The 20210-nt window shown below is 35.9% G+C and carries 19 protein-coding genes; 5 read left to right on the top strand and 14 right to left on the bottom strand.

Annotated elements, in window-relative coordinates; translation table 11 throughout:
- Nucleotides 1-44 precede the first annotated feature (44 nt).
- The 7 genes from whiA to DQM45_RS06505 all read right to left on the bottom strand — a co-directional run bounded on the left by whiA (nt 45) and on the right by DQM45_RS06505 (nt 9089).
- Nucleotides 45-956, bottom strand: coding sequence for a DNA-binding protein WhiA (gene whiA / locus DQM45_RS06475; protein ID WP_003084360.1), 912 nt, complete (start codon nt 954-956; stop codon nt 45-47).
- Nucleotides 953-1930 carry a YvcK family protein gene (locus DQM45_RS06480; protein ID WP_003083212.1) on the bottom strand — a complete coding sequence of 326 codons (978 nt, stop codon included), beginning with the start codon at nt 1928-1930 and terminating at the stop codon, nt 953-955. Before DQM45_RS06480 ends, whiA begins: the two co-directional genes overlap by 4 nt.
- Nucleotides 1927-2817, bottom strand: coding sequence for an RNase adapter RapZ (gene rapZ / locus DQM45_RS06485; protein WP_003084820.1), 891 nt, complete (start codon nt 2815-2817; stop codon nt 1927-1929). Before rapZ ends, DQM45_RS06480 begins: the two co-directional genes overlap by 4 nt.
- Before the next feature lie 80 nt (nt 2818-2897).
- On the bottom strand, nt 2898-3668 hold the full coding sequence (locus DQM45_RS06490) for a DUF1003 domain-containing protein (protein WP_003083893.1): 771 nt from the start codon (nt 3666-3668) through the stop codon (nt 2898-2900).
- 218 nt (nt 3669-3886) lie between these two features.
- Complete coding sequence (gene asnS, locus DQM45_RS06495; RefSeq protein ID WP_003085258.1) at nt 3887-5233, bottom strand: asparagine--tRNA ligase; 1347 nt, start codon at nt 5231-5233, stop codon at nt 3887-3889.
- Nucleotides 5234-5276: 43 nt separating this feature from the next.
- Nucleotides 5277-6467 (bottom strand): pyridoxal phosphate-dependent aminotransferase, encoded by a 1191-nt coding sequence (locus tag DQM45_RS06500; RefSeq protein ID WP_003084398.1) that lies wholly within the window; start codon nt 6465-6467, stop codon nt 5277-5279.
- Nucleotides 6468-6626: 159 nt separating this feature from the next.
- Nucleotides 6627-9089 (bottom strand): bifunctional DnaQ family exonuclease/ATP-dependent helicase, encoded by a 2463-nt coding sequence (locus DQM45_RS06505; RefSeq protein ID WP_003085933.1) that lies wholly within the window; start codon nt 9087-9089, stop codon nt 6627-6629.
- Nucleotides 9090-9240: 151 nt separating this feature from the next.
- On the opposite strand from DQM45_RS06505, the gene DQM45_RS06510 reads away from it, so the two are divergent.
- A complete protein-coding gene (locus tag DQM45_RS06510) occupies nt 9241-10062 on the top strand; it encodes an alpha/beta hydrolase (RefSeq protein WP_003085118.1) in 822 nt (273 codons plus the stop codon).
- Nucleotides 10063-10122: 60 nt separating this feature from the next.
- Nucleotides 10123-10758, top strand: coding sequence for an MBL fold metallo-hydrolase (locus DQM45_RS06515; protein WP_039984587.1), 636 nt, complete (start codon nt 10123-10125; stop codon nt 10756-10758).
- Between the two features lie 123 nt (nt 10759-10881).
- Here the strand turns inward: DQM45_RS06515 and ftsX are convergent, their stop codons facing one another.
- The 6 genes from ftsX to DQM45_RS06545 all read right to left on the bottom strand — a co-directional run bounded on the left by ftsX (nt 10882) and on the right by DQM45_RS06545 (nt 17630).
- On the bottom strand, nt 10882-11811 hold the full coding sequence (gene ftsX / locus DQM45_RS06520) for a permease-like cell division protein FtsX (protein WP_039984590.1): 930 nt from the start codon (nt 11809-11811) through the stop codon (nt 10882-10884).
- Nucleotides 11804-12496, bottom strand: a complete 693-nt coding sequence (gene ftsE / locus DQM45_RS06525; RefSeq protein WP_003084855.1) for a cell division ATP-binding protein FtsE — start codon at nt 12494-12496, stop codon at nt 11804-11806. Before ftsE ends, ftsX begins: the two co-directional genes overlap by 8 nt.
- Nucleotides 12497-12528: 32 nt before the next feature.
- Nucleotides 12529-13630 (bottom strand): peptide chain release factor 2 gene (gene prfB, locus DQM45_RS06530; RefSeq protein WP_111724854.1). Its coding sequence is split into 2 segments (ribosomal slippage): nt 12529-13557 and nt 13559-13630, totalling 1101 coding nucleotides; the frame shifts between segments, so codons are not numbered across the junction.
- A 49-nt stretch (nt 13631-13679) separates the two neighbouring features.
- On the bottom strand, nt 13680-14798 hold the full coding sequence (gene queG, locus DQM45_RS06535; protein ID WP_003084395.1) for a tRNA epoxyqueuosine(34) reductase QueG: 1119 nt from the start codon (nt 14796-14798) through the stop codon (nt 13680-13682).
- Between the two features lie 112 nt (nt 14799-14910).
- Complete coding sequence (locus DQM45_RS06540) at nt 14911-16827, bottom strand: fructose-bisphosphatase class III (protein ID WP_003086040.1); 1917 nt, start codon at nt 16825-16827, stop codon at nt 14911-14913.
- Nucleotides 16828-16991: 164 nt separating this feature from the next.
- Nucleotides 16992-17630, bottom strand: coding sequence for an HAD family hydrolase (locus tag DQM45_RS06545; RefSeq protein WP_003083989.1), 639 nt, complete (start codon nt 17628-17630; stop codon nt 16992-16994).
- A gap of 68 nt (nt 17631-17698) precedes the next feature.
- Here DQM45_RS06545 and DQM45_RS06550 point away from each other — a divergent pair, with 68 nt between their 5' ends.
- Both DQM45_RS06550 and DQM45_RS06555 read left to right on the top strand, forming a co-directional pair.
- The gene (locus tag DQM45_RS06550; protein WP_003085866.1) at nt 17699-18565 is read left to right on the top strand and encodes a metallophosphoesterase; all 867 of its coding nucleotides are present in this window, start codon (nt 17699-17701) and stop codon (nt 18563-18565) included.
- An 18-nt stretch (nt 18566-18583) separates the two neighbouring features.
- The gene (locus DQM45_RS06555) at nt 18584-18958 is read left to right on the top strand and encodes a hypothetical protein (protein WP_003084181.1); all 375 of its coding nucleotides are present in this window, start codon (nt 18584-18586) and stop codon (nt 18956-18958) included.
- On the opposite strand, the gene DQM45_RS06560 is transcribed toward DQM45_RS06555, so the two are convergent.
- A complete protein-coding gene (locus DQM45_RS06560; protein WP_003085246.1) occupies nt 18959-19711 on the bottom strand; it encodes a glycerophosphodiester phosphodiesterase in 753 nt (250 codons plus the stop codon).
- Nucleotides 19712-19821: 110 nt separating this feature from the next.
- Between DQM45_RS06560 and DQM45_RS06565 the strand changes: the two genes are divergently transcribed.
- Entirely contained in the window at nt 19822-20208 is a 387-nt protein-coding gene (locus tag DQM45_RS06565; RefSeq protein ID WP_003083675.1) for a hypothetical protein, read from the top strand.
- Nucleotides 20209-20210 lie beyond the last annotated feature (2 nt).

A 20210-nucleotide genomic window follows, 5' to 3' on the forward strand; every position in this document is an offset into this window, starting at 1 on the left:
TAGAATCAATGACAAAATAACAAAGTCGGTTGAATTGAAGGTTTTTATAGATTATCAGCAATTTTATTAAGTTTACGTAAACGGTGGTTAACACCACTTTTTGACAAGGGAAAATCTAAATTATCCGAAATCTGTTGGATAGAGTAGTCTGGGTGGTTAATACGGATTTGAGCAATTTGTTGCAATTCTATCGGTAAACTATCCAAACCAACTGTTTCCATAATCTTAACAATATTATTAATCGTTTTCATACTAGCATTTATTGTTTTTGCAATATTTGCAGTTTCTGCGTTATTGGCACGATTGATATCATTTCTTGCCTCTCGCATAACCTTTACTGATTCAAATAAGTCTTTACTTTCCATGGCACCGATAATAATCAAAAAATCCATGATATCTTCAGCTTTTTGCAGATAAGTAATTGCTCCGCTCTTATGTTCAATCGTTTTAGCATCTAACATAAACTTATGTAGCAAATCAGCTAAATCTTGGGCATGGTCTAAATACACTGAATAGATTTCTAACTGATATTTCCCAGATTCTGGATCTCTAATCGTTCCTGTTGCTAGGAAAGCTCCTTTTAAATAAGAGCGACCAGCATCATCATCTTCTAACATCCATGAGGCCATACCTGTCTCAATCCCAAAAAAAGCATCTGCTAACTTCAAATCAGAAAGGATTGTTTCTACCTCTTCTGCAACAAAAACAGTGTAAACTCGATTTTTTCTTAAATTAGTTTTCTGATGATATTTGATTTCTGGTTGAATGTGATAGCTTTGTTCAAAAAGGGCATAGATATAACGAGCAATACGAGCATTTTCTGTGGTAATAGATAGAGTTAGCCCTTGATTATTTAATCCCAATGTTCCTGATAACTTTATGATAGCTGAAAGTTCATTCTTATCACTTTTAGCCTGATCTATCAGCTCTTCTTTTACCTGTATTGTGAAACTCATAGATGTTGTTCCCTTACTAAATTCATCAACTCTTCTACTACTAAGTCACCATCATGAAAAGCTCCGCCATTTTTTAAACGTAAAAAATTAGAGGAAATAACCTTCTTGGCCTCTTTTTGCAACCCTTTAAAGTCGTGATCAACTTGGACCAAATATTCGTCAAATTTATTAGTATTCATATAGGACTGAGGGACTTTTTCTATATTGACCAAAACGGTATCAATAAGATCTCGTCCTAAATGCTTATTTAAAACAGAAAGATGATCAGCATCCGAAAAATGTTCTGTTTCACCATGCTGGGTCATGATATTACATATATAAACAACCTCAGCTTTAGTGGCTCGTAAGGCCTCATTAATTTCAGGAATCACTAGATTAGGGAGAATTGATGTGAAAAGGGAACCTGGTCCCAAAACAATCATATCACTTTCCAAAATAGCTTTAACCACTTTACGGCTAGCTTTGGGCTGTTCATCGTTGTATGTGTTAGTTACATAAACATGATCAATCATTCCCTGATACCCAGCAATCTGACTTTCACCAGAAACTTCATGGCCATCTTTGAAAACAGCATGCAGGGTTAGAGCTTGTTCACTAGAAGGAAAAATATGGCCTGTGATATGGAAAAACTTAGTCAAAATTTGAATGGCATTATAAGTCGAATTTTGCATCTCGGAAATACCGGCAATGATGAGATTACCTAGTGGATGACCTGAGAGAACCCCATCATTGCCATTAAAACGATACTGAAAAACCTTTTCATAAAACCGTGGCATATCACTCATAGCTAATAATACATTACGCAAATCACCTGGAGGTGTCAGCTGCATAGCATTACGAATTTTACCTGATGACCCCCCATCATCAGCAACCGTCACAACAGCTGTAATATCAACCTCTTCATTTCGTAAACTTTTTAAGATAACTGGAATCCCCGTACCGCCTCCAATTACCGTTATCTTTGGTTTTTTCATGATCTATTAACTGTTTCCTTACGTTTGTCTTTATCACGATGGCTTTCGTTTATTGGCCATTCCTCTTTGATTCTTTCTGCGAGACGATGGGCAAAAGCTACGCTTCTATGTTGACCACCAGTACAACCAATTGCAATCGTCAAAAGTGATTTACCTTCACGCTTGTAGCCTGGTAGAATTGGCAAGATTAATTGAACCAAGTTTTGGAAAAAATCTTCAGACTCTTGATGCTCCATTACGTAATCATAGACTTCTTGATCTAGGCCCGTTTTTTCTCGTAAATCAGCAATATAGTATGGATTAGGGAGAAAACGCACATCAAATACTAAATCAGCATCTAAAGGAATTCCATATTTAAAACCAAAGCTCATGACTTCAACCCGGAAAGACACCGTATTTGAGGCGCTAGAAAATTGGTCTGAAATGGTTTGGCGTAACTGTCTTGGAGTCAATTCACTGGTATCCACTACATTTTGACTCATGCTCTTTAGAGGAGCTAAGAGCTCTCTTTCTAATTTAATACCATCCATTACACGCCCGTCTGGAGCTAGCGGGTGACTTCTTCGAGTTTCCTTGTAGCGCGAGACTAACTCATTATCAGTAGCATCTAAAAAGAGAATTCTAAATGTAATAGATTGTTTCCGTTCAATTTGATCTAAAATAGCATTAATTTCTTTGAAAAAACTCCTACTGCGCATATCAACGACCAGAGCTACCCGTTCATATTCATTTGTTTGTCCAATGATTTCTAGGAACTTTGGCACCAATGTCGGAGGCATATTATCAATAGTGAAGTAACCTAAATCTTCAAATGATTGAATCGCCACTGTCTTACCTGCTCCACTCATTCCTGTAACTATGACAAGGTCAATTTTATTAGTTACCATTTTTCTATTCCTTTCTCAAATTTAGACTGTACATTCTATTATAACATAGAAAAACCTATCAATGATAGGTTTCTCATAGGCTATTTTTGTGCTCTTTGTTTGATATCTGTCGCATCTGGTGTTAAGACATCATTTTCTAAAATTTGTACTTGATTTAATTGTTTAGTGATAGACAATAGAATTTCTGTTTGTAATTTTTGAATTTGCATCAAATCTGATTGGTCTTGTAAAACAAGGTGATCAATTTTAGAATGCAATAAACGAACACCTTCTTCTGATGTTTTGTTGACTTGATAGTCATTTTTGGCTTGCAAACGATCATACTCAGATGCCCGATTTTGGCTCATCATAATGAGAGGAGCCTGAATAGCCGCAATGGTAGAAAGTGCCAAATTTAAAAGAATAAAAGGATACTTATCAAAAGCTAAGCCAAAAGGATTAATGATATTGAAACCCATCCAAATAGCCATAAAAATAATAAAAGTAATAATAAAGGTCCAAGTTCCTCCAAAGCGAGCTACTTGATCCGCTAGGCGTTGCCCAAATGTAATTTTACTATCTAACTGTTCTTGTACATTTAAGATAGCGTAATTGTTGTTTTTAGAAACATCATTTACCATTTCACGAATAGCTTCGTTTTTTAATTTAGCACTTGCAATCATCTCATCCAGGTAGTTGAGACGATAGGTGGCCAAATTTTCCTGACTGATAAAAGAGGTCGAGTCCAGTTCAGGATGGTCATCCATAATTAGTGCTTGTAATTGTTCATCAAGTTCATAGAAGAAAACTCCCTCAGTAGAAAGATACTTTCCACCATTAATGGCATCGATTACCCAACGTTTTTTGTTCATATGTGACCTCTTTCTTTCTTACTAATGTTAACTACCTTAACATCAATAAGAAACTTACTCCTGTAAGTTAGTTTATTTTTTGATAATATTGTTTTTAATTTTCAAACAATATAACCGTTGGCATTATCTTCTTCTTAACTTAAATATTCCTTAAATAAAATAGCTTTATATCAAGTATCAAAAAAACCCATCCGATGTGAATAGGTTTCAAATTTTTGTTATGGTTTAATACGATGAAGCATACGTGGGAACGGAATCGCTTCACGAATATGTTTTGTGCCAGCTACAAAGGTAACCATACGCTCAATTCCTATTCCAAAACCACCATGAGGAACGGAACCATATTTACGAAGGTCTAGATAAAATTCATATTCTGTTTTATCCATCTCTAAAGCGTCCATTTTCGCAACAAGCGCATCGTAATCATCTTCACGCATCGAGCCTCCAATAATTTCACCGTAACCTTCCGGCGCTAAAAGATCTGCACAAAGTACGCGCTCTGGGTTCCCCGGAACTGGTTTCATGTAGAAAGCCTTGAAACTTGCTGGATAATTTACAACAAAGGTCGGAACTCCAAAATAATTTGAAATCCAAGTTTCATGTGGTGAACCAAAATCATCACCATGGTCAAGGTGCTCATAATCTGTATCTTCATCAGCTTCATGTTCTTGTAAAAGACTAATAGCATCATCATATGAAACCCTTTTAAATGGTTCAGTAATGTAACGTTTTAGTGCCTCTACATCACGTTCCAAAATTTCAAGAGCTTGGGGAGCTCTATCGATAACACCTTGAATTAAAGCTTTTACATATGCTTCTTGTAGATCAAGGGATTGGTCATGGTTTAAGAAAGAATATTCAGCATCCATCATCCAAAATTCTGTTAGATGGCGACGTGTTTTTGATTTTTCTGCTCGAAACACTGGGCCAAAGTCAAAGACTCTCCCTAATGCCATTGCACCAGCTTCAAGGTAAAGTTGTCCTGACTGACTTAGGTAAGCTGGTGTTCCAAAATAGTCTGTTTCAAACAATTCTGTAGAATCTTCAGCAGCATTTCCTGATAGAATAGGACTATCAAACTTGATAAAGCCATTTTGATCAAAAAATTCGTAGGTAGAGTAAATAATAGCATTACGAATTTGCATAATAGCCATTTGTTTACGTGAACGTAACCACAAGTGACGATTATCCATTAGAAAATCTGTTCCGTGCTCTTTAGGCGTAATAGGATAATCAACAGATTCTCCAATAACCTCTAAATCTGTAACATCTAACTCATAGCCAAACTTTGAGCGCTGATCTTCTTTTACAACTCCTGTTACTCTGACAGATGTTTCTTGGCTAAGACGTTTAATGACATCAAATTTCTTAGCTCCTTCTTCTTCTCCAAATTTTTCGATAAAATTTGGCTTAAAAGCGACTGCTTGGAAAAAAGCTGTCCCATCGCGTAACTGTAAAAAGGCCAGTTTACCTTTGCCTGATTTGTTAGCAACCCAAGCACCGATTGTAATTTCTTGTCCGACAAATTTCTTAACATCAATGATTGACACGTATTGTTTTGACATAATTCTCTTTTCTTTCTTAAATTTTTCCTATAATGACTTTCGTTTACAATATATGGTTGGCCATAAATGACTTAATGCGCGACACAGCTTCTTTTAAGGTAGCTAAATCAGTAGCGTAGCTTAGTCTAATGTTTTCCGGTGCCCCAAATCCTGCACCTGTCACCATGGCTACACCAACTTCGTCTAAAATAGCATTTGTAAAATCAGTGACATTAGAAAAACCGGTCATTTGCATAGCTTGAGCGACATTTGGAAATAAATAGAAGGCTCCTTGAGGTTTAACTAATGAAAAACCAGGAATCTCTTCTACTAATGGGTAAATAGCATTGAGACGTTCCTCAAAAGCTTGTCGCATAGTTTCAACAGACGATTGGTCACCACTTAAAGCCTCAATCGCAGCATACTGTGCTACTGTGGTCAAATTTGAAGTAGTTTGACTCGTAATCTTTGCCATTGCAGCAATAATCTCCGGGTTACCAACTGCAAAACCGACCCTCCAGCCTGTCATTGAGTACGTTTTTGCCACTCCGTTAACAGTTATGGTCTGCCGTCGAATCGTCTCAGATAAACTTGAGATTGGAGTAAAACAATTTCCGTTGTAAACCAAACGACCATAGATATCATCAGCTAGTATGAGAATATCATGTTGAACTGCCCATTGACCAATGGCTTCTAATTCTGTTTTAGTGTAAATCATTCCCGTTGGATTAGAAGGGGAATTAATTAATAAAACTTTAGTTTTTTTAGTTCGAACAGCTTCTAGTTGTTCAAGGGTAACCTTATAATCATTACTAGCAAGACAGTTTACAAAAACTGGTTCACCTTCTGCCAACTTAACTTGATCAGCATATGAAACCCAAAAAGGAGTCGGAATGATTACCTGATCGCCTGGATTGAGAGTAGCCATAAAAAAAGCATAAAGGATAAATTTTGCTCCTGTACCAGCAACAATTTGATTATGGGCAACTGAATAGCCATAGAATTTTTCCATGTAAGTGGCTATAGCACTTTTTAATTCTGGAATACCACTAGCAGCTGTATAAAAGCTAGCACTTCCATCCTTAATTGAAGCAATTGCTCGCTTTTGAATTGCTACTGGTGTTACAAAATCTGGCTCACCTACGGTTAAACTCAAAACATCACGGCCTGCCGCTTTTAAAGCCTTAGCGCGAGCACCCGCAGCTAGGGTAATACTTTCTTCCATTTCTAGAACTCTTTTAGATAGCTTTGTCATGACCTCTCCTACTTAGCTTGTATGCTCCTTTAAGACGTATTTCAATTATAGCAAATACCTTTTGTTTTTCAAGGTCAATCTTCTGTGAGCTTCATTTAGTCGAGATTGTTTGCAAATGAAAAGGGGCTCTTAAATAAGTTATAAATCTTATCTTTTCTATTATAACAGAAATTGTCTTGACTCAAGTAAGCAATTTTCGAATGTTTCGCAACTTATAAGAAATTCCTCACTTAAATTTGCTAAGACTTCTGGACCGTATGATTTGGTCATAACCCTTTTATCTAGTAGTAAAATAAGAGACTTTTGATTTTCACGACGCATAGTCCTACCAATCGCTTGTTTTAATTTTAAAATTGCCATCGGTAAGAAATAATCTTTGAAAGGATTTTTTTGTTTCTCAAGAAGATAGGCACTCATCTTCTTAACATATAAATCCTGAGGATTATCAAAAGGTAATTTTGTAATGACTTCAATCATACGATCCGCCTGTACAAAATCAACACCTTCCCAAAAGGCTCCCATCCCTAATAAGATTGATTGTTCCCCACGATCAAACCGTTTTTTGATATTATAAGCGGTCCCGCTTTTTTCTTGTGCTAAATGAGCAAGATTCCACTCTTCTAAAATGTCTGATACCAAAAAGAGATGACTACGGGAATTAAAGAGTACTAGAATGGGTAATTTTTCTTGACTTAATGCATAAATTCTCTTAGCAATAGCCTGACAATAGTCCTTTTCATTCACTTCACTGATGATGGGCATTTCTTGGTCAATCATTATTTTTTGTTGCTTTGATTTTACATGGTCGATTTTTGCAAAGGAATAATTTTCAAAGCCTAGTAAATAAGCTAAATTCACCCTCTGACTGATAGCTAAAGTAGCTGAAATAAAGAAACTTTTCTGGATTTCTGGTAGAAGGTGCTGAAAATTAATAAAGCGCTGAGTGCTGGCATTAAGGTAGATGACGCGCTTTTCCTCTTTGTGCTCACTACTAAACCAATAGTCAGTATCAGCATATTTAAAGATAGCACTTAATTCTGGAAAACGATTCCCATCTAATTCTTTTACGAGATCACTCAGTTTTTGTGATACTTTGTAATTGCTAGCCTCATAAGGACGCTTTTTCAGATAACTTGTCGCCATATCATTTAATTCAAAAATAAGGCTTTCCAGCAGACGCTTTTCTACAAGTGATTGAGGAGTCTCTAAAGCTCTTGTTAGATCTTGTAGTAATTGTTGTAAATTAATCTGTTTTCGAGACAATTGATCTAACTGCAATAGCAGCCTTTGCGCTTCATCAAAAACAAGAATTTTATCACGAGCAAATGCCTTATCATCCTCTATCCGATGCAAAAAATAGGCATGATTAGTCAGTAAGACTTTGGCGCGTTTCCCCTTCTCATAGCTGTAACGCCAATAATCATAATCATAAAACGGTGATCCGTGATTCAGATCTCCATCGTGTTGGATAGTATCAAAGAATGCTGCGTAGCGCTGTTTTTGCTTAATCTCATCAAGATCACCTGTTTTTGTTTCTAGCAGCCAAACTAATAACTGTAATTTATAGCGATTGACCAGTCGGTTATCTTCTACTTGTTGAAGGCTTTTATGAAAGAGATCAAGTTTTATGTAATTAGCAGGACCTTTTAGACTATGGCAATCAATCTGAAAAATAGCTTCGATAGTAGCGAGTTCTTTAGCAGTCATCTGATCTTGAAGGATTTTTGTTGGCACACTAACAAGTATTTGTTGATCCTGTGTCTTTGCTAGAAGAGGAAGTAAATAACCATAGCTTTTTCCAATACCTGCTTGCGCTTGAATAAAACTGGGCTCTGAATGGTTTAGTCCTGCTTCGATTAAAGCCGCAAAATCATTTTGTAACGGCCGATCCTCTAATCCTAAAATAGCCGTATTAATAGAAAAATCTTGTGATAATTTTTTAGCTTTTTTTGTTCTTTGCTTTTTGGGAAGTAGGATACCTTCTACTAAATTGTAATAGTGTCTATCATAAGATTTAGCTTTAGAAAGAGCTTGGGTAATCAACTGACCACTTTCAAAAATAAGACTATCGGCAAAAACTGCCATCATTTCCAATGTTTCTCGGGGCAGAGATTCTATTTTCTTTTGAATCTTGATAAAGAGTTTAGCAGTAGCTAAAGCATCAGAGATAGCTGTATGAGCATGTGATAAATTTAAGTCCATATTTTTAGCCAAGTGACCAAGATTGTACTTCTCTAAATTTGGGAAAAAGACTTGAGCTAATTCAACAGTGTCCACCCTTGGTGTCAACAAATCAAAACCTTCAAAAAACAAGGCTTCTGATAGAAGATTGGCGTCAAATTTAACATTATGTGCCACAAAAACACAATCTTTAATCAGTTCAAAAATTTCGCCGGCTACTTGGGAAAATTCCGGAGCTGTAGCTAACTGTTGATCAGTGATACCAGTAAGTGATTTTATATGTTCTGAAAGCTTGCTGTGGGGATTAATATCAGTTTGAAAACTATTTATTATCTTTTTGTCTTCAACGATAACGATTCCTATTTGGATAATACGTGCGTCTGATCCTGCATTGGTTGCTTCTAAATCAATGACGGCATATTTTGTTAATTTCTCTGTCATGGTAGCTTAATTATATCATTTTTTAACAAATCTTTTCTGACTAAACCCATCTTTAAAGCAAAGCTTGGGAATGAATTTGTTTCAAAAGGTGTTCTTTGTTTCTTCAAAGCATGTTATAATAAAGCTGAAATTTCAACAAAGGATCTGCAGAATGGTCGATACATCTACTAATCTAAAAACCCATTTTTTAGCACTGCCATACACAAAGAAAAAACGACGTGTTCGTATTCTCCTACCCAATAATTATTCAGAAAAAGATACTGTGAGCTATCCCGTTTTATATATGAATGATGGACAAAATCTCTTTTTTGATCAGGAATCATTTTCAGGTAAATCTTGGAACATTATAGAGAGCTTACAATCACAAATAATTCCAGATATTATTGTAGTTGCTATTGATCACGCCGATGCTTATCGTCTCCGAGAGTATGCACCTTTTCCCTTTGAAAAAGTGGTACCTCACGCAATTCCAAAGGACGGGGGCAATGGCCAAGCTTATGCTAAGTGGTTAGTGACTGAGCTTAAACCCTTTATTGATCTAAATTATCGGACTAAAAGGGGCTTTAAGCATACTTTTCTAGCCGGTTCTTCTATGGGAGCCTTAATCACGGCATATACGGCAGCCCAGTATCCTAATATTTTTGGTGGATTAGGAGTTTTTTCGATTGCTTCTTGGACTTGTGAAAAACAACTACTAAGCTTCTGTCAGAGTCATCCTTTAAATCCCAAAACTAATATTTATCTTCAAGTGGGAACTAACGAGGGAGATATGCCAAATCAACCTTCAAATCCTCAAGAAAATCAAAATTATATTACTAACAGCCTCAATTACTATAAACAAATTCTGGCCCAAGGCTTCCCTATTACACAAATACATTTTGCTATTGTTGCTGGTGCTCGGCATACAGAAAGTGTTTGGGCAAAGCAATTTCCATACTTCTTGGAACACCTTTTGACTAATAACCTCACTTAACTCAAAATTGTTAACACATTTTGCTTGTGTCAACTAGAATGGATTTGTTAAACTAAACTTATGAAAATTATGACTGTTACCAATGCTATTGCTAGCGAAAATACCTATATTTTATCTAATGATCAGGCTATTTTGGTCATTGATCCGGGAAGTAATGGCGACAAAATTTGTCAGGAAATTAAAAAATTGGCTAAACCAGTTGCTGCTATTCTCTTAACTCATACCCATTATGATCACATTTTTAGTTTAGAGAAGGTTAGACGAACTTTTAATCAACCACCCGTTTACGTCTCAGGAAAAGAAGCTTCTTGGTTATTCACTCCTAAAGACAATTTATCAGGCCTATTACGACATGCTGATATTCCCGACATTATTTGTAAGCCCGCAGAGCAATTCTTTCAGTTTGATAAAGACTATCACCTAGATGGTTTTACCTTTTCTGTAGTAGAAACTCCCGGACATTCGGTTGGTGGTGTTTCCTTTGTTTTCAAAGAAGATGAAACAATTTTCTCTGGTGATGCACTCTTTCGTGAAAGTATTGGACGATCTGACTTGCCAACTGGAAATTATGAACATCTGATTGAAGGTATTAAAGAAAAATTATTGACCCAGCCTCCTTTTTTCAAGGTTTATCCTGGCCATGGTCAGATGACAACAATTGCACATGAAAAAAATAGCAATCCATTTCTAAACTAAAAGCAGACCAAGTAATCTTGGTCTGCTTTTAGTTTAGACTTAATCTATTATCTAGAACATAAAAACCTAAATTTTTTTTCATCAATATCTTAGACAGTAAAAAAGTAAAATTCTTTTTTTGAATTAAAATTTCAAATAACGTCTCATTGAAAGAACTGACCCTAGAGAGCCAATAATAATGCCAATAATAAAGAGAATACCAATTAAAAGATAGAGGTAATAATCAATTGGATACATTGACAAACCATTGAGTTGAAGCTGTGGCGTAAATTGTCGGTAGGCATATTCATATAAATAAAAGATAAGGAGAGATGGGAAAACAGCTCCTAAAAAGCCAACCCAAGCTCCTTCAAAGAAGAATGGCCCACGAATGTAAGAATTTTTAGCTCCCACTAAACGCATAATTTCGATATCTCGTTGACGGTTCATAATAGTCATACGGATAGTATTTGAAATAAGGAAGACCGCAACGATCAGCAACAATACTGTTCCTATCAAGCCCCATGTCTTAATAAATGAGGCAAATTTAAAGAGTTTATCTGAATTAATACCACCGTAGTCAACATCTTCAACACCGTTAATGTCTTTGATAATTGCACTAATCTTTTTGACTTGAGATGGTTTCTCAGTTTCAATCATATAAATGTCTTGAAGAGGATTGGTGTCTTTATCATACATTTTCCAGACATCGCCCATAGAGTCTTGTAATTTTTGTAATTGCTCATCTTTGCTGGAAAAATTAATTTTTTCAACACCTTTTATTTTAGCAATTTGATCATAGATTTTGTGGTATTTATCATTTTTAACCTCTTTACCATCAACTGTTTTAACAACTTGCTTGGTATCGGTAGAATCAACACTCAAATAAGTATTGATTTGAATATTATTTTGAACTCCTGAAGCTACTCGCTCAATGTTTAATAGGGTTGCAGCAAAAATCCCAACCAAAGTTAGAGTGATTGCTACTGAACTAATTGCGGCAATAGTCATCCATATATTTCTTTTGAGATTCTTAATAGACTCCCAAATATGACGGAAAAAATTTCTAATCATCGTAGCCGTAATCTCCTTCCTCTTCATCACGGACAATACGTCCATCTTCAATCGCGATTACCCGATGGCGTAGAGAGTTAACGATATGACTATTATGTGTTGCCATCAAAATAGTTGTTCCTTGGACATTAATACGTTCCAATAAATGCATAATTTCCCAAGAAATTTCTGGGTCTAAGTTACCTGTTGGCTCGTCAGCAATCAATAGTTTTGGATTATTAACAATTGCACGCGCTATAGCAACCCGTTGCTGTTCCCCACCTGAGAGTTGGTTTGGGAAAGAACGCATTTTATGTTTTAAACCAACTAGTTCAAGCACCTCAGGAACTCGTTTTTTTATATGACGAGGCTTAGCACCAATAACTTCCATGGCATAGGCAACATTTTCAAAAACTGTTTTCCGCGGAAGTAATTTATAATCTTGGAAGACAACTCCGATATTACGACGTAAAATAGGAACTTGTTTTGCTTTTAATTTAGGCAGATTAAATTCACCAACATACAGTGATCCACTTGTAACTTTTTCCTCACGATAAAGGAGTTTAATTAAACTGGATTTCCCAGCCCCAGAAGGGCCGACCAAGTATACAAATTCACCTTGGTTAATTGAGAAGTTTAAATTCCTTAAGGCTGTTGTCGAGCGTTTGTATTTTTTGGTAACGCCCTTCATTTCAATTAATGCCATTCTACTCTTCTTTCTAGTTTTATTCTTTTCTTTTAGTCATCATTCATGCGCCACTTAAGATAAGCATCAATGAACCCATCAATATCGCCATCCATAACCTTATCAACTTGAGCTACCTCAAAATTGGTACGATGGTCTTTAACCATTGTATATGGAGTAAAAACATATGACCTAATCTGGCTTCCCCAGGTAATTTCTTTTTTATCACCTTTGAGGGCGTTGACTTCTTCTGCTTTTTTTTCTTGTTCCATTTGGTAAAGTTTAGCTTGCAACATTTTCATTGCACGGTCTCTATTACCATATTGTGTCCGATCAACTGTCGAAGATACAACAATACCAGTTGGTATATGAGTCAAACGAACACCAGTAGACACCTTGTTAACGTTTTGCCCACCGGCACCTCCAGAACGGAAAGTATCCATCTTGATATCGTCATCTCGAATATCAACTTCTATGGTGTCATCTAACTCTGGCATAACCTCCACAGATGTAAAAGAAGTATGTCTTCTCTTTGCTGAATCAAAAGGAGAAATCCGAACTAATCGATGAACCCCCATCTCTGATTTTAAGAAACCATATGCATTAGGGCCTTGAAAAGACAAGGTCACTGATTTAATACCAGCCTCATCCCCTGCCTGATAGTCTAAAGTCTCAACTTTAAAGCCTTTAGCATTACCAAAACGTGTATACATCCGAAAAAGCATGTCTGCCCAATCCTGAGCCTCCGTACCTCCAGATCCAGGATGAATCTCTAAAATAGCATTATTATGATCATAGGGTTCTGACAAGAGCAAGGTCATTTCATAAGCTGCTAAAATCTGGTCTAGCTTAAGCAAACTTTCTTCCAATTCCCCTTTAACCGACTCATCTTCCTCCAACATTTCCATATATAACTCTGTCTCTTCTGACAAATTTTCCATATTGTGGAAAGTATCAAATTTGACTTTCAATTCATTGAGCTCTTGTGATGTTTTTTGCGCGGAAATAGTATCATTCCAAAAATCAGGCTCAGTCATTTGATTTTCTAAAAGAGCAATTTCTTCCTCTAAACGATCTAAGTCAAAGAGACCTCCTGAAGCTAGTCAACTTCTCTTTGTTTTCTACTATTTTTTGGCGAATTTCTGCCACTTCCATTGTTTTACCTCATTCTCGTTTTTATCTTCATTATTTTAACACATTGCCATTAGAATTGCCATTTTGTCCTGAGGTTTTCAAGCTCCTTTTGACTATCTAAGTCTTTTGGAGCTAAGCTTTGCATATAGTCAATCATTGCTTGATCAGGCTTTTTAATCAATTCACCAAGTGCCCAAATGGCTGTCGCTACATGAATAGGGTTATTTCCCTTATCAATAATTTCCATCAACTTAACAACTGCCGATCGATCATGACCATTCGCCAAAGCAATAATAACGTTGCGTTGCAAGATATTCTTACCACGCCACGAAGCTGCAATATGACCAAATTTTTCTTTAAACTCTTTATTTGATAATTCTAAAAAAGGGATTAACTCGGGTTCTGCTAAGTCGGGATCAATCACACTTGCTAACGGGTTATTAATTCCTTTATTGTATGGACAACAAATTTGACATATGTCACAACCATAAATGACGGTTTTTATTTTCTTACGAAATTCTAAATCCATCATGCCCTTATCTTGGGTTTGAAAGGATAAACATCGTTTGGCATTCATGGTGCCATCTCCGATTAAACAAGATGTAGGACAAGCATCTAAACAGCGCCGACAATCACCACAGTCATAATCAACAGGTTTATCTGGCTCAATATCTAGATTGGTAATCAGCTCACCAAGATACATATAAGAACCAAACTCTTTTGAAATAACCAAGCCATTCTTACCAATGAAGCCGATACCAGCTCGTCTAGCGACTGCCGTGTCTACTAGAGCCCCCGTATCAACCATCCCTTTATATTCAAAATCCTTAGTCAGAGTCTCAATCCCAACCGCTAATCTTTGCAATTTTTCTTGTAAAACATGATGATAATCAAGTCCCCAAGAATTTGGCGTGATTTTTCCACGTTTATACTGCGTTTTTTGCGGTCGGACAGGTAACTTATGAGGATATGCAACTGCAATAGAAATAATAGTTTTAGCTGAGGCCAGTGATAATTTCGGTTTAATCCGTTCTTCAATCACTTTGTGTTCAAAGCCAGATGTACGGTCTTCTTCGATAGCTAACTTTAAAGATTTTTCTAAATAAGAAAAATCATCAGCTGTTGTAAAACCGATTTTTGAAATTCCAATTTCTTTTGCTAGCTTAATAATTTCCGACTTAAGTTCCATAGTACTATCATAATGGAAAAATATAAAGACTTCAAGACTAAGCAATGACTTCTTGTAACAAATATTAAATTGTAGTGACAAAAAGAGACTAGTTAAACCAGTCTCTTTCTCTTTAATATTGGTCAAAGTGGTGATAAAGATGATCCAAATCCGCTATTTCCTGCAATAATTTCTTCCCATTATCTGTATCTTTTACTAATGTCCGGTGTTCCACTTGTTCAACTAGACGCTTAATAAAGATAATATCACATTTCCCTTCCAAAACATCTTTGACAGATGAGAAGGGCTTATGAGCTACTAACTCTAACCCATAACTGTTGGAAATTAAGGTATATCCTGCAATTCCAGTGGTTTTTTGATAACCTTTAGCCAGTCCACCATCAATGATAATAATGCGACCATTAGCCTTAATTGGAAGCTCACCACCTTTTTCTTTAACAGGAGTGTGGCCATTAACGATATGAGCATTGTCGTCAAGGCCAAATTCTGCCAAAATCCGAAGGCAAATTTCTTCATCTTCTCTTAAGCGGTAGTAAGGATTTTTTTCTTCATGGTGGCTAGCTTTGTCAGCGATATAATAGCGCTCAAAAGTGGTCATTCGATTTTTACCAAACAATGAAGAAACCTCACCACACCATAAGTACCAAAAAATATCTGTCGCTAAATCTTCATGTTGATCACGCTTTTTATAAGATTCTCTGACCTGTTCTTGGAAAAAATCAAGAAGAGCCTTACCAGAGTAACTACAGTTACCAAAGCGCATGGACTTAAAGTCCCCATTAGAATGCATAGGCATGCAACCATGGAAAAGTAAATGATTATTAGAGATATGATACATTGAGCCTTTTTCCATCAAGAAATCAATATGACTTTCCAATTTTTCTGAATTTTGAAAACGATACATGAGTCCTTTTAAGATTTGCTCTTCTTCTGCCGTTAAAAGTTCAGCATGATCCCAAGAAATCTTGTGGTACGGAAATGATTGCAAAGGATAGACCTTCTTACCAATATGGATAGTTTTTTTCTCAGGATCTATTTTCGAGAATAATTGCGAAGCCTCCATGCCAAATTCTGGACGCCGCTTAATCAATTGATGCTCAAGTTTAAATTGTAGAAGGGCTGTCGCTTGTTGTAATTTATTTAATGTCACTCGCTCTGATTCAGAAATATAATCGCCGTCTAAAATCGGATTAAAAACCGTTTCTTCTTTGAAGTAACGCTGACTATAATCAATAAGGCGACGCAAATTAATACCATAGCGATCTTCAATGAGGGATAGTGAATTATACCTAGCTGCAATACGAATTACATTAATCATACATATGTAAGAACCAGACATAGCCCCAATCCAAGTTATATCATGATTTCCCCACTGAATATCAATATTTTGAAAACCTTTTAAACGATCAATAATTAAATCTGGATATTGTCCTCTATCAAAAATGTCTCCTACAACGTGAAGATGATCAATTGCCAATCCTTGGATTAAATAAGCAAAGGCAATAAAAAGGTTGTCCAACTGTTCAAGTTCAATAACTTTAGAAATAATGGCATTGTAGTAATATTGTTTGTTTTTATCTGGTTGCTCCTCAGTTAGAAGTTCTTCCATGATATACGCATAATCTGAGGGAAGCATCTTTCGTACTTTTGAACGAGTGTATTTCCCGCCTATGTATTTGACTAATTGTAAAAGATCTAGCAAATAATGGCACAATTCTCTGTTTAAAGTATCTTGATCTACTATTTCTTGACGTACTTGAATTTTTTCCGCGGGGTAATAGATATACTGACATAGTGTTTCGATATCTGACACCTTCTTTTGTGGAAAACATTCTTGAATCTTCTTTTTGATGGAACCTGAGCCATTTCGTAATAAATAGTCAAAAGCTTGGTATTCACCATGCAAATCACTCAAAAAATATTCCGTCCCCTTGGGCAGGTGACAAATAGCATCAAGGTTGATCATCTCTGTAATCAGAGATGATTTTGTCGGAAACTTTTCTTTCAATAATTGATAGTACTGCAACATGGTTAGGCTAGTAGTCCTTTCTTTTAAAACAATGATTAATAGCGGTCTAAGACAAGTCCCTATCACCATTTTAAAATTTATTTTAAGAAAATGCCAGTATAAGACGTAAGCGCATACAAAAAAGGTACCTCATGATACCTACAAATTTTAGTCATTTTAGAATTTTACTTTAACACTTCTAACAAACCACTTAGGTCATCAATCTGGCCATTAGCCGCTGATTGGTCAATCCCGTAGCGATAATCTTTGATAGCCAAAACAGTAATTCCAGCTTCTTTTGCGGCAGCAATTCCTTTTTCACTATCTTCAACAACAAGGATTGCTTCCTTATCAACCTCTAATAGCTGTGCAGCTTTTTTATAAATTTCAGGGTTTGGTTTTGCATTAACAACATCTTCTCTGCCCAAAACAAGATCAAAATAGGACATGATTTCTGATGATGTCAAAGCCCGGTGCACATCTCTTGTCTGGCTATTAGAAGCTAAAGCAAGTTTATACCCCTTATCTCTCAACTGTTTAAGTATTAATTTGACCTGAGGGAATAAAAGATCAGAATAAGGTGCAGGATGCTTCTCTTTATAAGCTTCATAATCCTCCTGAATGACCTTTGCATCTAATTTGACAGTATTCTGACTAAGTAGTTTTTGCCAGACTTGTTGTAAATTCCCTCCAATAAATTCCTTCGCTTCCATATGAGCAATGGAAAGTCCGTGATTATCTAAGAACTGCTTTCGGCGTTCAAGATAAAAGTCTTCGGTGTCAAAAATGACCCCATCCATATCAAAAATGATTGCTTGATACATGTTTTTCCTCCTGAAGCCCTATTTTACCATAAATAGCCAAGTTATTTTATTTTTGTTAAAATAAATGCATGACTAAATTAGCTATTATGAGTGATCTTCATATTGACCTCAACCACTTTAACAAAGATGAAATAGATGTCCTTATCAATATCCTTAAAGAAGAGGCCGTTGATCATCTTCATCTAGCTGGTGATCTAGCCAACCATTTTGACAAAACGACAAAACCCTTCCTAAGCTATTTAGAGCAATTTATCAAGGTCACCTATAACTTAGGTAATCACGATATGTTAGATTTGAGTGAAGATACTATTGAAGCCAATGATTTCCAGGTCTATCCTTTGAGTGCTGACTATTGTTTACTAGCAATCCATGGCTGGTACGACTACAGTTTCTATCCTCTCAAAACTGAGCAAGAAAATCTAGCATTTAAGAAGTCTTTTTGGTTCGATCGCCGACTTAAGAGAAAGCAATCTGATCCTCAAATTACAGACGCAATCTGTCAAAAGCTGGAAAGTAAGCTTTGTCAATTAGCAGATAAGCGCCTCATTGTCGCTATGCATTTTGTTCCTCACCAAGCTTTTTTGCTATCTTACCCTAAATTGAAACCATTCAATGCTTTTCTAGGCAGCCATAAATTTCATCAGATTTTTACAAATACTTCTGTTACTGATGTGGTGTTTGGCCACAACCATAAGCGCATTAATAAAACCGAACTGGATGGAATCACTTATCACAGTAAACCCCTTGGGTATATGAAAGAATGGCAATTAACTAATCACTTTTTGAGACAATTTCCTCACTATTTAACCAAGGATACTTATCACCCTAACAAACGCTTTGCTGCTATTAAAAATGAAGAAGCTTTTATTATCTATCGACAAGAACATCTAGCGGAGGAGTTTCGCTCTGCAATGACTATTTTTACCATTGGTTAGAAAAAGGGAGTTATTGGTATGAAATTAAAACGACAAACACGATTTGCTAAGATTGGTACTAAAATCACTGTCAATATAGGCCAAAATGAGAAGGTTCTTCTTAAGAATGGTCAAACAGCTACTATTCCACTTGATAAAGGAAGAGAAGAAATCTATATTCGCCAATGGCGGAGCAGAAGGATAAAAGTCTGTGATCAGGATTTTTATCTGATTGTTGATAACCCTCTCAATGTCATCCTATTTTGGTCAAGTATTGCCCTCATTCTTATCAGCCATCTGCTTTTAAGTTTCGATTCTGATTTCCTCTGGTGGTTTACCCTAATCGGGATCCTTCTATTAGCAGTTAGCTATTTAACACCTCGTTGTCATTTCAAAAAAGCTAAAGAAAACTAATTAGTTTTCTTTAGCTTTTTCATTTATAATTCGGTCACGGACCCTAACAGCCAATTCTGGTTTATCTGTCATAAAGCCAGCAAGGTTAAGGCGAAAAGCATATTCCATTTGTTTTTCATTGTTTAAGGTCCAAGGCCTAATCGTTTTACCAAAATAGCTAGCCATCCTTCTACTAGTCATTATCCAAAATTTCTTAGGGTGAAAAGCACTAATAAAGGATGTTCTGCGACCAATACAGATTTGAAGTGGATTATTCCTTACCAAAATCGCTAACTCAATATGAGGATCAGCAATTGCCATAAGCCTAAGACTTCTAACATTAAAACTACAATAAAGATAATTAAAAGGCCACTCGCGAGTTTTCATTAACCGAGCAATATCCCACTCGATACCGGGATAGTGATATTTATTTGTCTTAATTTCAATATTTAATGTCCCTTGAAAGTTCTCTGTCACTAAAAGCTTTAGAACTTCTTCAAGCGTTGGAACTTTCTCCCTAAAATAAACGGGATCAAACCAAGAACCAGCATCAAGTTCTTTAATCTCTTTTAGTAACAGATCTCTAATATAACCGTAACCATTTGTAGTACGGTCAACTGATTCATCATGAATGACAACTAAATGACGATCCTTTGTCCGATGGACATCTAATTCTATGCCATCAGTTCCAACTCTTATGGCTTCTCTGAAAGCAGCAAGAGTATTTTCTGGACGATTTGTTTTACTACCACGATGAGCAAAAATGGTTGTCATACTCTCTCCTAACCATATTTTTTCTCTAGTGTAACATATCTTATCTTATAATTGACACTAATTCATTTAAAAAATGGTATACTAACTGAGTAACGTTTTAGGAGGTAAATATGTCTATTATAATTAAAAGAATAAGTGGCAAGAAAAGCTTTTTGAAAAATACTATCGCTATTCGTTTGAATAAAAAATATGTTTCTGAAATCGCTAATAATGAAAGTATTGAATTAGAAATACCCGCAGAAAACAGTTTATTAAGCTATAATATTCTTGATTATCCAAGAATCCGAGTTTCAAATGAAGAGCTAATACTACTTAAACCGAATAAAGTTACTCTAATGATTCGGGTCTTTTACCTATGCTTTTATATTTTATATCTCCTGCTCTTTCAAAAGAGTCTACCTCTTACTTCTCCTATTAGCAATATTATCACCTTAAGTATTATCCCGATTATTTTTCTTCCAAATTATTGTTTTGAAAAACAAACTAGAAGGAAGTAATC

Origin of the sequence: Streptococcus porcinus (assembly GCF_900475415.1) — a bacterium.
GTDB classification, from domain to species: domain Bacteria; phylum Bacillota; class Bacilli; order Lactobacillales; family Streptococcaceae; genus Streptococcus; species Streptococcus porcinus.

Coding starts and splice junctions, on each gene's coding strand:
- DQM45_RS06560 (WP_003085246.1), bottom strand. CDS start 19,711: ATGACAACCATTTTTGCTCATCGTGGTAGTAAAACAAATCGTCCAGAA.
- ftsE (WP_003084855.1), bottom strand. CDS start 12,496: ATGGCATTAATTGAAATGAAGGGCGTTACCAAAAAATACAAACGCTCG.
- asnS (WP_003085258.1), bottom strand. CDS start 5,233: ATGTCAAAACAATACGTGTCAATCATTGATGTTAAGAAATTTGTCGGA.
- DQM45_RS06510 (WP_003085118.1), top strand. CDS start 9,241: ATGGTCGATACATCTACTAATCTAAAAACCCATTTTTTAGCACTGCCA.
- DQM45_RS06540 (WP_003086040.1), bottom strand. CDS start 16,827: ATGTTGCAGTACTATCAATTATTGAAAGAAAAGTTTCCGACAAAATCA.
- DQM45_RS06515 (WP_039984587.1), top strand. CDS start 10,123: ATGAAAATTATGACTGTTACCAATGCTATTGCTAGCGAAAATACCTAT.
- DQM45_RS06550 (WP_003085866.1), top strand. CDS start 17,699: ATGACTAAATTAGCTATTATGAGTGATCTTCATATTGACCTCAACCAC.
- DQM45_RS06505 (WP_003085933.1), bottom strand. CDS start 9,089: ATGACAGAGAAATTAACAAAATATGCCGTCATTGATTTAGAAGCAACC.
- whiA (WP_003084360.1), bottom strand. CDS start 956: ATGAGTTTCACAATACAGGTAAAAGAAGAGCTGATAGATCAGGCTAAA.
- DQM45_RS06555 (WP_003084181.1), top strand. CDS start 18,584: ATGAAATTAAAACGACAAACACGATTTGCTAAGATTGGTACTAAAATC.
- DQM45_RS06500 (WP_003084398.1), bottom strand. CDS start 6,467: ATGACAAAGCTATCTAAAAGAGTTCTAGAAATGGAAGAAAGTATTACC.
- rapZ (WP_003084820.1), bottom strand. CDS start 2,817: ATGGTAACTAATAAAATTGACCTTGTCATAGTTACAGGAATGAGTGGA.
- DQM45_RS06565 (WP_003083675.1), top strand. CDS start 19,822: ATGTCTATTATAATTAAAAGAATAAGTGGCAAGAAAAGCTTTTTGAAA.
- ftsX (WP_039984590.1), bottom strand. CDS start 11,811: ATGATTAGAAATTTTTTCCGTCATATTTGGGAGTCTATTAAGAATCTC.
- DQM45_RS06480 (WP_003083212.1), bottom strand. CDS start 1,930: ATGAAAAAACCAAAGATAACGGTAATTGGAGGCGGTACGGGGATTCCA.
- DQM45_RS06545 (WP_003083989.1), bottom strand. CDS start 17,630: ATGTATCAAGCAATCATTTTTGATATGGATGGGGTCATTTTTGACACC.
- DQM45_RS06490 (WP_003083893.1), bottom strand. CDS start 3,668: ATGAACAAAAAACGTTGGGTAATCGATGCCATTAATGGTGGAAAGTAT.
- queG (WP_003084395.1), bottom strand. CDS start 14,798: ATGGAACTTAAGTCGGAAATTATTAAGCTAGCAAAAGAAATTGGAATT.